The sequence below is a fragment of the Streptomyces sp. NPDC026500 genome, assembly GCF_055567635.1.
This window is the reverse complement of record NZ_JBVHQB010000003.1, coordinates 543,029-556,354: the sequence shown is the minus strand read 5'-3', so window position 1 is coordinate 556,354 and position 13,326 is coordinate 543,029. Positions and strand designations below refer to the sequence as shown.

At 70.4% G+C, this 13,326-nt stretch carries 12 protein-coding genes and 3 pseudogenes; 10 read left to right on the top strand and 5 right to left on the bottom strand.

Annotated elements, in window-relative coordinates; all coding sequences use genetic code 11:
• The 4 genes from nrfD to ACZ4N5_RS08280 form a co-directional block, all read right to left on the bottom strand.
• On the bottom strand, positions 1–514 hold a 514-nt coding region (gene nrfD, locus ACZ4N5_RS08295), incomplete at its 3' end, for an NrfD/PsrC family molybdoenzyme membrane anchor subunit (protein ID WP_467756289.1).
• Positions 511–1,425 (bottom strand): 4Fe-4S dicluster domain-containing protein, encoded by a 915-nt coding sequence (locus ACZ4N5_RS08290; protein ID WP_467756288.1) that lies wholly within the window; start codon positions 1,423–1,425, stop codon positions 511–513. The genes ACZ4N5_RS08290 and nrfD, both read right to left, overlap by 4 nt.
• Positions 1,422–4,667, bottom strand: coding sequence for a formate dehydrogenase (gene fdh, locus ACZ4N5_RS08285; RefSeq protein WP_467756287.1), 3,246 nt, complete (start codon positions 4,665–4,667; stop codon positions 1,422–1,424). Before fdh ends, ACZ4N5_RS08290 begins: the two co-directional genes overlap by 4 nt.
• 104 nt (positions 4,668–4,771) lie before the next feature.
• Positions 4,772–5,077, bottom strand: a complete 306-nt coding sequence (locus ACZ4N5_RS08280) for a hypothetical protein (protein WP_467756286.1) — start codon at positions 5,075–5,077, stop codon at positions 4,772–4,774.
• A gap of 380 nt (positions 5,078–5,457) precedes the next feature.
• Here ACZ4N5_RS08280 and ACZ4N5_RS08275 point away from each other — a divergent pair, with 380 nt between their 5' ends.
• The 7 genes and pseudogenes from ACZ4N5_RS08275 to ACZ4N5_RS08245 all read left to right on the top strand — a co-directional run.
• Positions 5,458–5,640, top strand: coding sequence for a hypothetical protein (locus ACZ4N5_RS08275; protein ID WP_467756285.1), 183 nt, complete (start codon positions 5,458–5,460; stop codon positions 5,638–5,640).
• Entirely contained in the window at positions 5,637–6,098 is a 462-nt protein-coding gene (locus ACZ4N5_RS08270; protein WP_467756284.1) for an MrpF/PhaF family protein, read from the top strand. Before ACZ4N5_RS08275 ends, ACZ4N5_RS08270 begins: the two co-directional genes overlap by 4 nt.
• The gene (locus ACZ4N5_RS08265) at positions 6,091–6,357 is read left to right on the top strand and encodes a Na(+)/H(+) antiporter subunit B (protein ID WP_467756283.1); all 267 of its coding nucleotides are present in this window, start codon (positions 6,091–6,093) and stop codon (positions 6,355–6,357) included. Before ACZ4N5_RS08270 ends, ACZ4N5_RS08265 begins: the two co-directional genes overlap by 8 nt.
• Positions 6,354–7,094, top strand: coding sequence for an MnhB domain-containing protein (locus tag ACZ4N5_RS08260; RefSeq protein WP_467756282.1), 741 nt, complete (start codon positions 6,354–6,356; stop codon positions 7,092–7,094). The genes ACZ4N5_RS08265 and ACZ4N5_RS08260 overlap by 4 nt, the downstream gene beginning before the upstream one ends.
• A 19-nt stretch (positions 7,095–7,113) precedes the next feature.
• Positions 7,114–7,464 carry a sodium:proton antiporter gene (locus ACZ4N5_RS08255; RefSeq protein ID WP_467756281.1) on the top strand — a complete coding sequence of 117 codons (351 nt, stop codon included), beginning with the start codon at positions 7,114–7,116 and terminating at the stop codon, positions 7,462–7,464.
• The gene (locus tag ACZ4N5_RS08250; protein WP_467756280.1) at positions 7,461–10,043 is read left to right on the top strand and encodes an SDR family NAD(P)-dependent oxidoreductase; all 2,583 of its coding nucleotides are present in this window, start codon (positions 7,461–7,463) and stop codon (positions 10,041–10,043) included. Before ACZ4N5_RS08255 ends, ACZ4N5_RS08250 begins: the two co-directional genes overlap by 4 nt.
• Before the next feature lie 126 nt (positions 10,044–10,169).
• Positions 10,170–10,644: pseudogene (locus tag ACZ4N5_RS08245) on the top strand (zinc-binding dehydrogenase); the annotation flags it as partial.
• Between the two features lie 70 nt (positions 10,645–10,714).
• Here the strand turns inward: ACZ4N5_RS08245 and ACZ4N5_RS08240 are convergent.
• A pseudogene (locus tag ACZ4N5_RS08240) lies at positions 10,715–11,249 on the bottom strand (cysteine hydrolase family protein).
• 173 nt (positions 11,250–11,422) lie between these two features.
• Here ACZ4N5_RS08240 and ACZ4N5_RS08235 point away from each other — a divergent pair.
• The 3 genes and pseudogenes from ACZ4N5_RS08235 to ACZ4N5_RS08225 all read left to right on the top strand — a co-directional run bounded on the left by ACZ4N5_RS08235 (position 11,423) and on the right by ACZ4N5_RS08225 (position 13,277).
• Positions 11,423–12,088 (top strand): HemK2/MTQ2 family protein methyltransferase, encoded by a 666-nt coding sequence (locus ACZ4N5_RS08235; RefSeq protein WP_467756279.1) that lies wholly within the window; start codon positions 11,423–11,425, stop codon positions 12,086–12,088.
• The gene (locus ACZ4N5_RS08230) at positions 12,036–12,281 is read left to right on the top strand and encodes a CDGSH iron-sulfur domain-containing protein (RefSeq protein ID WP_467756278.1); all 246 of its coding nucleotides are present in this window, start codon (positions 12,036–12,038) and stop codon (positions 12,279–12,281) included. Before ACZ4N5_RS08235 ends, ACZ4N5_RS08230 begins: the two co-directional genes overlap by 53 nt.
• A pseudogene (locus ACZ4N5_RS08225) lies at positions 12,278–13,277 on the top strand (iron-containing redox enzyme family protein). Before ACZ4N5_RS08230 ends, ACZ4N5_RS08225 begins: the two are co-directional and overlap by 4 nt.
• Positions 13,278–13,326 lie beyond the last annotated feature (49 nt).

The following is a 13,326-nucleotide window of genomic DNA, read 5'->3' as shown; positions in this document are numbered from 1 at the left end:
GGGCGCCGTGCCAGGCTGGAACAGCGGTGTCGGCGGCGAGGACCGCGGTGTACGAGGCCAGCGCCGGCCCGAGCAGCGCGGCTGCCGCCGTCGCGGCGGCAGCCGCCCGGGGCAGCCGGCCCGTGACGGCGCTGAGGGCAGCCGCACCGGCGGCGGGACCGTAGGCGCTGAGGAGCCAGGAGCCCATGCTCATCGGCGATGTGGGCTTGAAGACGCGCATCATGTTGGCGAACCGGCCGGGCCTGCCCAGGTCGTGGATCAGGGCGACGGCGGACAGCGAGACCGCGGTGAGGGAGGAGACCTTCATCGCGGTGGCGGTGCGGGTGCGTCCGGTGAGTTGGGCTCCGGCGGCGAACACGGACCCGGCTCCGGCGAGACCGCCGAGGAAGAAGTATCCGGCGATGTCACGGGCCTCCCAGGACGGTGCGTGGATGATCGGACGCCCGTAGTAGGACTCGAATTCCACGCGCGGAACCATCAGTTGTTCGCCGCGCCGCCGCCCGGTCCTGGTCATCGCGCCCCCTTGGTCCGGACGGCCAGTGCGAAGGCGAGCGCGATGCCGCCCGCGAGGGAGAGCGCGGCGGCGCCCGCGTGCTTCCACATGGCCGGCAGGTCGCGGGTGGTCACCACGGGGTCGGGCGGGAGTCCGTACACCTCCGGCTTGTCCAGGAGCAGGAAGAAGGCGCCGTCACCCCCGACCCCGTCCTGCGGATCATGTCCATACAACTGGGCCTGTTCCACGCCCTGTTCGTGGAGCTGGTCCACGCGGAGCGCCGCCCGTTCGCGCAGCTCGTCCAGCGGTCCGAACTGGATGGACTCCGTGGGGCAGGCCTTGGCGCACGCCGGTTCCTGGCCGGCGCCGAGGCGGTCGTAGCACATCGTGCACTTGAACGCCCGCCCGTCGTGCGGGCGTTGTTCGATCACTCCGTAGGGGCAGGCGGGCACGCAGTAGCCGCAGCCGTTGCAGATGTCCTCCTGGACGACGACCGTGCCGAACTCCGTGCGGAACAGCGAGCCGGTGGGGCAGACGTCCAGGCAGGCCGCGTGCGTGCAGTGTTTGCAGACGTCCGACGACATCAGCCAGCGCATGTCGCCCGGTGCCTGCGGGGGTTCGGGAGCGGACGACGTCTCCTCGATGAGCGAGAGCTCGGTGCGTCCCTCGGGAGCGGGCACCTTCTGCTCGATGAAGGCGACATGACGCCAGGTGGAGGCGCCCAGCCCCTGGGTGTTGTCGTAGCTCATGCCGCTCAACCGCATCCCGTCGTCCGGGATCGCGTTCCACTCCTTGCAGGCCACTTCGCAGGCCTTGCAGCCGATGCAGACGGATGTGTCGGTGAAGAAGCCGACCCGTTCCGGGTGTTCGAGGTGGCCGGAATCACCGGCCGGGTCCGGTTCGGGGCCGTTCAGCAGGTTCCGGTCCGTCATTTCCGGGTCTCCGTCCCCGTCGTCTCGGTGATTCCCGCACGTCGGCGGTACTCCGCCACCAGCTTCGGCAGATCGGGGCCACGGGGGCGGCGGCCTGGGCGGATGTCGGCCGTGAGCGCCTTGTCCTCCTGGATGTGGGCGTTGGGGTCGAGCGCGATGGCCACGAGCTCGTTGGCCGCGTCCCCGGTGGAGACACCGTTGGGCCCCCAGTGGAAGGGCAGCCCGATCTGATGGACGGTCCGCCCGTGCACGGTCAGCGGCGTGAGCCGCTCGGTGACCATGACACGCGCCTCGACGGCGTTGCGGGCGGTGATGATCGTCGCCCAGCCGCCGTGCTCCAGCCCGCGCTCGGCGGCCAGCTGCGGGGAGAGCTCGCAGAAGAACTCGGGCTGGAGCTCCACGAGATAGGGGGACCAACGGCTCATGCCGCCCGCGGTGAAGTGTTCGGTGAGACGGTGGGTGGTGACGATGTACGGATAGACCTCCGCGCCCGGCTCGTCGCCACTGGGGTGATAGCGATTGCCCTCGCGCGGCAGCAACTGCCGTACCGGCGAGCGCGGGGTCGACGGATGGAGCGCGTTGGGGAAGGGCGAGTCCTGCGGCTCGTAGTGAGTGGGAAGCGGCCCGTCCTCCAGCCCGGCGGGCGCGTACAGCCAGCCCTTGCCGTCGGCCTGCATGATGAACGGATCGTCGCCGCGCAGGGCGTCGGGCCCGGTCGCGTCTTCTGCCGGCACGTAGTCGGGCGCCCGGTCGGGGACGAAGTCGGGCACGTCACGGCCGGTCCACTCCCCCTCTGCCGGGTCCCACCACACGTACGCCTTGCGGTCGCTCCACGGGCTGCCGTCGGGGGCGGCGGAGGCACGGTTGTAGAGGATGCGACGGTTGGCGGGCCAGGCCCAGGCCCAGTCGGCGGCCACGTAGTCCTGCTCCGTGTGGGGTGTACGGCGAGCGGCGTGGTTGACACCGTCGGCGTACACACCGCAGTAGATCCAGCAGCCGCAGCGGGTGGACCCGTCGTCCTTCAACTCCGTGTACGCGGAAAGCGGGCCGCCGTCGGGACCGTGTCCGTTGATCTCGGCCAGGACCCTGGCGGCGACCGGTTCACGCAGCGGGCCCTCGACAGGGTAGTCCCAGGTGAGGTCCTGGACGGGCCGGTCCATCGGTTCGGTCGAGCCGGCAAGCCGCTCCTTGACGCGCCGGCCCAGGTGGTACATGAACCACAGGTCGCTTCGCGCGTCCCCTTCCGGTTCCACGGCCGCGTGATGCCATTGGAGCCACCGGTTGGTGTTGGTGAAGGATCCGGACTTCTCGGTGTGCGCGGCGGCCGGGAAGAAGAACACCTCGGTGCCGATGTCCTCGGTGCGCAGCTCGCCGGTCTCGATCTCGGGGCCGTCCTTCCACCAGGTCGCGGACTCGATCAGGGAGAAGTCCCGGACGACCAGCCACTCCAGGTTCGCCATGCCCAGACGTTGCAGACGGGTGTTGGCGGAACCGACGGCCGGGTTCTCGCCCATCAGGAAATAGCCCTTGCAGACACCGTCGAGCTGCGCCATGACGGTCTCGTAGGTGGAGTGGGAGCCGGTGAGCCGCGGCAGGTGGTCGAAGCAGAAGTCGTTGTCGGCGGTGGCGGCGTCGCCGTAGTAGGCCTTGAGCAGGCTGACGAAGTAGGCCCGCATGTTGCCCCAGAAGCCCTTGTCGGTTCGGCTCGCCTCGACGAACGTGTCCAGGTCCTCGTGGGCGTGGGCGTGCGGCATCGGCAGGTAGCCGGGAAGCAGGTTGTAGAGGGTCGGGATGTCGCTGGAGCCCTGGATCGAGGCATGGCCGCGCAGCGCCTGGATGCCGCCGCCGGGCCGGCCGATGTTGCCGAGGAGGAGTTGGAGGACGCAGGCGGCGCGGATGTACTGGGAGCCGGTGGAGTGCTGGGTCCAGCCGACGGCGTACACGAAGGCGCTGGTGCGGTCTCGGCCGGAGTTGGCGGTCAGGGCGTCGCAGACGCGCAGAAAGGTCGCGCGGGGGATTCCGCAGGTCTCCTCGACGAGTTCGGGGGTGTAGCGGGCGTAGTGCCTTTTGAGGATCTGGTAGACGCAGCGCGGGTGGCTGAGCGTCTCGTCGCGTGGCGGGCGGGCGCCCGTGCGGGCGCCTCCGGAACCGTGGCTCTCGGCTTGGCCCGAGCCCTGGGTCTTCTGTTCGTACTGTTCGTCGACATCGCCTGCGGGCGCCTGCACCTCCCCGCCTTCGTACTGCCAGCTGCGCGGGTCGTAGTGGTGGTTCTCCTCGTCGAGTCCCGAGAAGACGCCGTCCAGGTCCTCGGTGTCCTGGAAGTCCTCGCTGACGATCGAGGCGGCGTTGGTGTAGGCGAGGACGTACTCCCGGAAGTCCTTCCCCTCGGTGAGCACATGGTTGATGACAGCGCCGAGGAAGGCGATGTCGCTGCCTGCCCGGATCGGGACGTGCAGATCGGCGAGGGCGCTGGTGCGGGTGAAGCGCGGGTCGACATGGATGATGCGGGCGCCGCGCTTCTTGGCCTCCATCACCCATTGGAAGCCGACCGGGTGCGCCTCGGCGTAGTTGGAACCCTGGATGACGATGCAGTCGGCGTGCTGGAGGTCCTGCATGAAGGTGGTGGCGCCGCCGCGCCCGAAGGAGGTTCCGAGGCCCGCGACGGTGGAGCTGTGGCAGACCCTCGCCTGGTTCTCCACCTGGACGACGCCGAGGCCGGTGAGCAGCTTCTTGATCAGATAGTTCTCTTCGTTGTCGAGGGTCGCGCCGCCGAGGCTGGCGATGCCGAGCGTGCGGGCGGTGCGCAGCCCGTCCTTCTCCCACTCCCAGGTGCGACGCCGCGTCTCGACCACCCGTTCGGCGACCATGTCCATGGCCGCCTCCAGGTCGAGGGTCTCCCAGTCGGTGGCGTACGGGCGGCGGTACAGGACCTCGTGGCGACGGGCCGGGCCGGTGGTGAGCTGGAGGGTGGCCGAGCCCTTCGGGCAGAGGCGGCCCCGACTGATGGGTGAGGCGGGGTCGCCCTCGATCTGCACGACCTTGTCGTCCTTGACGTAGATCTGCTGACCGCAGCCGACCGCGCAATAGGGGCAGACCGAGGAGACGACCCGTTCGGCGGTGTCGGTGCGCGGCCTCAGCTGCAGGGTCCGGTCGGACATGGCGGCCCGGCCGCGTCCCAGCGGGTCGGATCCGGTCAGCTGACGGTAGACGGGCCATTCACCGACCCACGTGCGCACACCCATCACAGGTCCTTTCGGGCGGCCGGGCTCTTGCTACGGTCCGGCTCTTGCTGCGGTCAGGGTCGTCCCGGCCTCACCCGGCCGGGCTCCCACGGCGCGCCGACGCGTCAGGCGGACGGTTCGTCGGGCACGGGATGCTCCGGGCGGGCGCTGCCGGAGTGCGGGGCACCTCTGCGCCCGGTGCCGGCCTCGTCCGTGTCGGGTATCTCCGGATCCGGGAGCATGTCCCCGGAGCCCTGCGCACCGGAATCCTCCGACTCGGGCGTCTCACCCGCGGTCCACTGCTTCGGCGCGTCGACGGCGTCCCACGGGTCTTCGTCGGGTGTGGCCTGCTGATCGGGCAGATCCCTCGGTATGGGCTTCGGTGCCGGCCCATCACTGGCCCCGGGGCCATTCGGGTGGCGCTCGTTCACGGCGTCCTCACTTCCTCGCGCGGGGCGTGGCGTGAGGCGCAAGTACCCCTCTCGCCGACGATGATGCCGGTGATCACCGAACCGCCCCCGTGCTGGTCAGCGTCGACGGAGGGGAAGACACTCCGGCACGCGCGCCCCGGCCTGTGCCTTCCCGGCGCAGGGCCGGACAGGTCCTTTCGTCCCTGACCCGAGGCGTGGGCAGGGTCCACCGACGGCTCAGGCTCCTCGGAGCTGGTTTCCTGCGAGGTGTTCCCGTACGGCCGGGGAATGCCCGAGCGCCGACCGGGCACCGGATGAGCCCGGCTCCGGTACGACGACCACGAGGAGGCCACCTTGCCCATCGCGGAGTTCCCTTCGTCCGACAGCCCTGCGGGCCTCGTATGAGCGCGAAACGACTGGGCGCCATGGTCGCCGAAGTCCTTGTATGGCAAGTGGTGCTGTCCGCTCTCTGGCTGGTCCTCATCAGCACGGTCGACCCACTGGAGCTGTTCGTCGGGCTGGGATGCGCGCTGCTGGGAGCGATCGCCGCGACAGCGGCGCGCCGGGCGGTGAGCGACCGGTGAACGCGTGGCTCGTGTGCGCGTCCGCCCTGCTGGTGGCAGGTCTCGTCCCCGTGGTGTGGGGCGTGGCGACCGGGCCCCTCGGGCGCAGGGTCGTCGCCCAGAACTTCGGCACCTCGGTGGTGTGTCTGGTGATGCTGCTGCTCGCTCAGGGCTATGACCGCCCCTCCTACTCCGATCTCGCCCTGGTCCTGGCCGTGCTGGGCCCGGTGGGCACGCTGGTGTACGCGCGGCTGCTCGCCGACGAGCTGGGCGAGAGCCCGCCGTGGGCACGGGCGGCGACGGTGCTGGCGGTCGTCGTCACCGCTCCGGTCGTGATCGCGTCGTGCGTGGCCACCGGTCCGGGCCGGGCGGCGGTGAAACTCGTGGTCGTCGGCGTTCTGCTCGGTGCCGGAAACGTGATCGCCTCGCGCACGTTGTCCGCCGACGGCCGGGCTTCGAGCGGGGCCCGCCATGGCTGACGCCCTCATCGTGATCTCCCTGTTCCTTGTCGCCGCCACCGCCACCGCCGCCGTGCTGGTCCGCGATCCGGCCCGGCAGGCGCTGGTGCTCTCGGTGCTCGGTCTGACGCTCGCGATGCTGTTCACGGTCCTCCAGGCACCGGATGTCGCCCTGTCGCAGCTGGCGGTCGGCTCGGCGCTCACCCCCTTGCTGATCCTTCTGTCGGTGCGCAAAGTGCGCCGCCGCGGGCAGCGCGATGCCGAGGACGGCGACCGGTGAGCCGTCACGTGCGGATGTGGGTCCTGGCCGTGGGCGGCCTGGGTTTCGCCGCCCTCTTCGGGGCCGCCTGCCTGCGGCTTCCTGGCTTCGGCGGCGAAAGCCATCCCTACGGCGACCGTGCCGTCCGGGCGGCGCTCGCCCACCGCACCGCCAATGTGATCGCGGCCGTCAACTTCGACCAGCGCGCCTTCGACACCCTGGGCGAGGAGAGCATCCTGTTCGCCGCGGTACTGGGGACCGTGGTCCTGCTGCGACAGACGCGCGAGGAGCGGCAGGTGCCTCCCGCACCGGCCCGCGTCCCCCTCTCCGTACGCCGGTACGCCCTGGTCCTGCTGCCTGTCGCCCTCGTCGTCGGCCTCTATGTCGTCGCACATGGCCAGCTCAGTCCGGGCGGCGGCTTCCAGGGCGGGATCGTCGTGGCGACCGCGCTGCACCTGCTCTACATCGGGGCCGACTACCGGGCCCTGGAGCGGGTCCGCCCGGTCGGCGTGTACGAGGTCGGGGACGCGGCCGGCGAAGCGGCGTATCTGGTGCTGGGCCTGGCCGGTCTGATCGCGGGGTCGTCGTTCCTGGCCAACACCCTGAGTCCGTACGGAACGTTCAACACGCTCGCGTCGGGCGGTTTCGTGCCCTTGCTGAACGTGGCCGTCGGCATGGAGGTCGCGTGCGCCGTGGTGGTGCTGCTGGCCCGCTTCCTCGACCAGGCCGTGGAGATCGAGGAAGCGGGCGGGAAGTGAGCGGGGAAGGGAACACGTCATGATGTCGGTTCTGCCGTACCTGGTCGCCGGCTGGATCTTCATGGCCGGGTGTTACGGCCTCGCCACCAGCCGGCATCTCGTCCACGCGGTGGGCTGTCTGGCGGTCTGCCAGTCCTCCACCTATGTGCTGCTGCTCGCCGTGGGCTATCGCCACGGCGGCACCGCCCCCGTCTTCTCCGATCTGAGGCCGGGGGCGAGGCCACTCGTGGATCCTGTCGTGCAGGCGCTGGCCCTGACCGATGTGGTCGTCGGAGCCACCGTCACCGCTCTGCTGCTGGCCCTGGTGATGCAGGTCGCCAAACGGCACGGCACGGTGAATCCCGACGAGCTGTCCGAGCTGCGCGGATGAGCCAGCTGCTGTCCCTGGTCGTCGCGCTGCCACTGCTGGGCGCCGCCGTGCTGGTGGGCGCGGGACGCCGTCTGCCGCGCGTCGCCGCCGAGTCGACCGGGTGCACGGTGGCGGCGGCCACCGCGGGCCTGGCCCTGGCACTCCTTTTCAACTCGGCTCCGGACACGGTCGAGTGGGTGGGCGGCTGGCACCCGCACGGCGGCGAAGGGGTGGGAATCGCCCTGGTCGGAGACGCCCCCGGGACGGGTCTGGCGGCGTTGGTCTCCGCCCTGGTCGTGGCCGTACTCGTCTACTCCTGGCGCTACTTCGACGAACCACCGTCCCGGCACGCGGGCTCCTTTCCGGCGCTCGTCCTGCTGTTCCAGGCGGGCATGTGCGGTTTCGTGCTCACGGGCGACCTCTTCGACGCCTTCGTCTTCTTCGAGCTGATGAGCGTAGTGGCGTACGCCCTGACCGGCTATCACGTCGAGGAGGCGAAGGCCGTCCAGGGCGCTCTCACCTTCGGGGTGGTCAACTCCTTGGGCGCGTATGTCACGTTGACCGGGATCGTGCTGCTGTACGCCCGCACCGGTGAGCTCGGGATGCGGCGGATCGGAGTGCGGCTCGACGAGCTCGGCGGGCCCGACGCCCTGACCCTGTGCGCGTTCGTCCTGGTGCTGACCGGCCTCCTGGTGAAGGCCGCCGCTGTCCCGTTCCACTTCTGGCTGCCCGACGCGCACGCCGTAGCACCGACTCCCGTCTGCATGCTGCTGTCCGGGGTCATGGTGGAACTCGGCTCGTACGGGGTGTGGCGGGTCTACCACACGGTCTTCGCCGGGCCGGGTGGCATCCCCGCACCCGACGCCGAGCGCGTCCTGGTGACGATCGGCGTGCTGACCGCGATGATCGGCGCCGTGATGTGCTGGCAGCAACGGCACGTGAAGCGCCTTCTCGCCTATTCGACCGTTGCCCACACGGGGCTCTTCCTCATCGGAATCGGGCTGCTGAGCCCCGAGGCGACGGCGGGCATCGCGCTCTACATCGTGGGACACGCGGGGGCCAAGGCCGCCCTCTTCGCCTGTACGGGCATCCTCCGCGATCGCTACGGCAGCGTCGACGAACACGAACTGTACGGTCGGGCAACGGAGTTGAGATGGGTCGGCGGGCTGTTCGTGGCGGGTGCGCTGGCGCTCTCCGGACTGCCTCCGTTTGCGACAGGCCTCGGCAAAGCGGTCACGGAGGAAGCCGCCGGTGGGCTCCTCGCCGTCGTGTACGTCACCGTGTCAGCCGTCACCGCGGGAGCGGCGCTCCGCGTCGCCGCACGGGTGTTCCTCGGCGCCGGGGAGCGGCCCGGGGACGAACCAGCGTACGAGACGAAGGGTGGGCAGGAGCAGCCGGAGACCAAGGAGCCGATCCGCAGGGTGCCCACGACGATGACGGCGGTCCCCACCGCCCTGCTCGCCGGAGCCCTCGCGGCCGGTCTGGCTCCGGGGCTCGCCGCCTCCGTGGGCGACGCGTTCGGCGCTGTCTGCCCGCGCCCGTCGCGGGTACTCGGAACGCCTTCCACGAGCGAGGTGACGAAAATGGCAACGACCGCACATCGGTCGGATCTCGACGGGCTGTCCGCACTGGTCACAGGTGGGTCGCGGGGACTGGGGCTGTTGCTGTGCGCGCCGCTGGCCCGGCGCGGCTGCCGGGTGACCATGGCGGCACGGGACGCGGACGAGCTGCGGCGTGGTGCCGCGTGGGTCGAGGAACGGACCGGCGCGACGGTGTCCACCGCCGTGTGCGACGTACGCGACCGGGCCGCGGTCGACGCCATGGTCCAGCAGGCGGACAGCCGGCAGGGCGGCCTGGACGTCGTCATCGCCAACGCGGGGGTGATCCAGGTCGCTCCGGTGGCGTCGATCGACAGCGGAGCCTTCGAGGACGCCATGTCGGCCGTCTTCGGCGGGACCGTGAACACGGCGATGGCCGCGCTGCCCCGTCTGCACGGCAGCGACGCCGGTGGCCGCCTGTGCCTCATCGGCTCGGTCGGCGGTCTGCTGGCCGTTCCGCATCTGCTGCCCTACTCGTGCGCCAAGGCCGCCGTAGGAACGCTGGGTGAGGGGCTTCGGGCCGAGACGGCCGGGAAGAACGTCAGCGTGACCACGGTCCATCCCGGGCTGATGCGTACCGGATCACACCTCCAGGCCGAATTCGGCGGTCGTGCCTCCAAGGAGTTCGCCTGGTTCTCCGCGCTCGCCGGCGCCCCCGTCGTCTCGATGGACGCCGAGCGCGCGGCCGAGCGCATTCTGCGGGCTCTGGAGCGGCGACGGACCCGCCTGGTCCTCACTCCCGCGGCGCGTGCCGCGTCGGTGGCACACGGTGTCGCGCCCACGACGGTCACCCGTCTGAGCGGGCTCGCCGCCCGGCTGCTCCCGAACCCGCCTGACGGCAATGGCGAAGGCGCGGCTGGAGGCGGCATGGTGCAGGGCCACGGCATCGACCGTCCCGCCCATACGGTGACGGAAAAGGTGCGCGGTTGGGGCAGCGTGCTCAACGACCGGGCCGCCCGCCGCTACAACCAGCACCTGCCGGGTCCCCCGACCAGCGGCTGACCCGCGTCCGATGACGCCACCCGGCGTGCGTACCGGCTCGACCAGTGTTTGACTGCAGGTGCTGTGGCGGGCCCGTGGAGGGGAGACGTGCCGACCCCGGACGAGGGCGAAGCCTTTCTTGAGGACCTCGGTCTCGGCCCCATCGGAGACATGGCCACACAGATCGCACGGTATCGCGGAGCTCGCCTGGTCATCGGGATCGGTCCCGTCGCTGACCGGGCCTCCGCGCACGGAGTCACGTGCTTCGACGTACGTCGCTAAGGCGCCGAGCTGGTCGAGGCCGTCCAAGAACTGACCGACGGGCGGGGTACCGACGCGGTCATCGACGCCGTCGGCATGAAGGCGCACGGAACCCCGATCGCCAAGGCCGCCCAATGGGTCACGGGCCTGCTGCCCGACAGTGTCGCCCAGCCGCTGATGGAGCGGGCCGGCGTGGACCGGCTCACCGCCCTGCACACTGGTACGCCGCGGCGGCACGGTCTCCGTGTCGGGCGTGGACGGCGGGGCGGCCAGCCCCATGCCGCTGGAGAACGCCCCCAAGGCCTATGCGATGTTCCAGGCCAGGGAGGACGCCATGGTCAAGACCCTGCTCCATCCCTGACCCGACTGCCGCGGCACGAGTCCGGAGCCCGACTCCCTCAGCGGTCAGTCGATAAATGACGATGCCGCCTTCACCCTGATCTGACGTCGCGCGCTGCGGGGTTGTCGGTATCCATGTTCCGCTTCATCATCAGTAGTGCCGCGTCGGCGAGATCCTCGTGGATATGGGCGACCGCGTCGTGGGGAACGGTCCCGCAGATGCCGGATGTGCGCGTCGAGCGCCGAGTGCAGCACACGCTGCTCGGCGACCTGGCCGCACAGAACGAGGTGGTCGATGCTCTGCTGGAGCAGCAGATAATTAAGCGGCGTCTCATAGAAGATCGAGTGCCGTGCCCTCACCACGAAGAGCGAGTCCTCGTCCGGGGCGATGGGACGGACCAAATCCGCGTGCAGGCCCGACAACGCCTTCTCCAGCATCTCTCCGTGATGCGATCGTCATTCACCGAAGTTGTCGTTCACATAGATCACCGGAACGCCGTGGCGCGCGGACCGAATCAACGTGACGACCTGGGGAAGCACGGCTTTCACGGACGGAATCAAGAGATCCGCGTCCGCATGCTCGTAGGTATTGATCATGTCGATGACAACGAGCGCGGCTCTACCCATCCCTCTGCTCCCACCTGCCTCAGCGGACACCGGACCGACGACACGAGCCCGGTCGCCCGCGCACACGGCCACGAAGATCGCGCGTATGTCTCCAACCGAGGGGAACCCAGAGAACAGAGTTGCATATATGGGCATCAATCGGACCAATCGCAATTGGGAGGTGCCGGATGAATATGCCCGGCGAGGTCCCGCTCATCACGCCGCCCGGCGTGTACGCGCCTCAACAGGACACCGAGCTCCTGATGCACGCCTTGTCGCGGGAGCGCGTGGGCCCCTGCACCGACGTGCTCGACCTGGGAACCGGCAGCGGGGCCCTTGCCCTGAGGGCCGCGAGACTGGGGGCGCGGGTGACGGCCGTCGACATCGACTGGCGCGCCGTTCTCACCACGCGCCTCAACGCGCTCCTCGCACGGCGTCGCGTCATCGTTCGCCACGGCGATCTCACAGCGGCCGTGCACGGACGGACGTACGACCTGGTGGTGAGCAATCCGCCCTACGTTCCGTCCCCCGCGCTCCGGCTGCCGTCCCGGCCCCCGGAGCGCGCTTGGGACGCCGGTCCGGACGGGCGTGTCTTCGTGAACCGCGTCTGTGACGAGGCGCCCGCCGCTCTGCGCCCGGGTGGCGTACTGCTGCTCGTCCACTCCGCCCTGTGCGGGACGCGGCCGACGCTGCGGCGGCTCGCCCGCGCGGGGTTCGAGGCGGCGGTCACCGACCGCGCCCTCGTCCCCTTCGGCCCCGTGCTGAACTCACGCCGGACCTGGCTGCGGCACCAAAGCCTGGTCACCGATGAGAACGACAACCGGGAAGAGCTGGTGGTCATCCGTGCCTGGCAAGCCTGAGCGACCGCGCCGCGTCACCGTGGACCGCGAGGGCCCTCTTCTCGTAGAGGGTCCGGTCGAAGTGGTGCTGGAGGACCGAACGGTCGTGGCTTCCCGCCGTTTCCGGGCGGCGATCTGCACCTGCCGACGCAGCCGGACCTACCCCTGGTGCGACACCAGTCACCGACGCCGGGCCAGGCGGGAAACGACGTGAGAGGCCCCCTCCTTCCGGCACCGCGGGGCGAGATATCGCGCTCTCTCGCCTCGACCCTGCGCTACGGCACCCCGCTGCCCGCGCTCCCGCACGGCCTGGAGGACACCGATCCGTACGGTGACGACGTACAGCTCGCTCTCTACACGCTGTACGAACTCCACTACCGTGGCTTCGCCGAGGTGAGCGACGAACGAGAGTGGGACCCCGGACTGCTGGCCCTGCGCCGGTCTCTGGAACTGCGCTTCCTGAAGGCCCTGCGCGACGATGTGACCGCCGATCCGAACGCCGATGACGCCCTCGAAGCCCTGCTGCTCGAACCGGTCGGCCACGACGAAGCCAAGTGTCGGTCACTTCCTCGAACACGACGGCGAACTGTGGCAGCTGCGGGAGTACGCCGCCCTGCGCTCGCTGTACCACCTCAAGGAGGCCGATCCGCACGCCTGGGTCGTCCCACGCCTGTACGGCCGGGCCAAGGCGGCCATGGTGGCGATCGAGTTCGACGAGTTCGGCGCCGGCCGCGAGGAGGACGCCCAGGCCCGGCTCTTCGCGGACCTCATGGCCGACCTCGGCCTGCGCACGGCCTACGGCCACTACGTCGACGCGGCCCCCACCGAGGCGGTCACCACGGTCAATCTCATGTCCCTGCTGGGCCTGCACCGAGCCCTTCGGGGCGCTCTGGTCGGACACTTCGCCGCGGTGGAAGTCACCTCCTCACCGGGGTCCAGACGCCTGGCCGCCGCCCTGCGCAGAGTCGGCGCCGGCAAGGCGGCGCAGCGCTTCTACGACGAGCACGTCGAGGCCGACGCCGTCCACGAGCAAGTGGTGCGCCGGGACGTCGTCGGCGGTCTGCTGGCGAGCGAACCCGAACTCGAACCCGACGTCGCCTTCGGCGTCCGGGTCACCGGCTTCCTCGAAGACCGGCTGGCGGCCCACCTGTTGGCCGCGTGGCGGCAGCAACGCAGTGCGCTGCGGATTCCACTCGGCCCGGACGGCTGAGCAACGCTCGGCGCGGACGAATGACCGACGCAGGACGCCGGACGCGTCG

Coding starts and splice junctions, on each gene's coding strand:
- ACZ4N5_RS08255 (WP_467756281.1), top strand. CDS start 7,114: ATGATGTCGGTTCTGCCGTACCTGGTCGCCGGCTGGATCTTCATGGCC.
- ACZ4N5_RS08290 (WP_467756288.1), bottom strand. CDS start 1,425: ATGACGGACCGGAACCTGCTGAACGGCCCCGAACCGGACCCGGCCGGT.
- ACZ4N5_RS08250 (WP_467756280.1), top strand. CDS start 7,461: ATGAGCCAGCTGCTGTCCCTGGTCGTCGCGCTGCCACTGCTGGGCGCC.
- ACZ4N5_RS08235 (WP_467756279.1), top strand. CDS start 11,423: ATGCCCGGCGAGGTCCCGCTCATCACGCCGCCCGGCGTGTACGCGCCT.
- ACZ4N5_RS08275 (WP_467756285.1), top strand. CDS start 5,458: ATGAGCGCGAAACGACTGGGCGCCATGGTCGCCGAAGTCCTTGTATGG.
- fdh (WP_467756287.1), bottom strand. CDS start 4,667: ATGGGTGTGCGCACGTGGGTCGGTGAATGGCCCGTCTACCGTCAGCTG.
- ACZ4N5_RS08230 (WP_467756278.1), top strand. CDS start 12,036: ATGAGAACGACAACCGGGAAGAGCTGGTGGTCATCCGTGCCTGGCAAG.
- ACZ4N5_RS08265 (WP_467756283.1), top strand. CDS start 6,091: ATGGCTGACGCCCTCATCGTGATCTCCCTGTTCCTTGTCGCCGCCACC.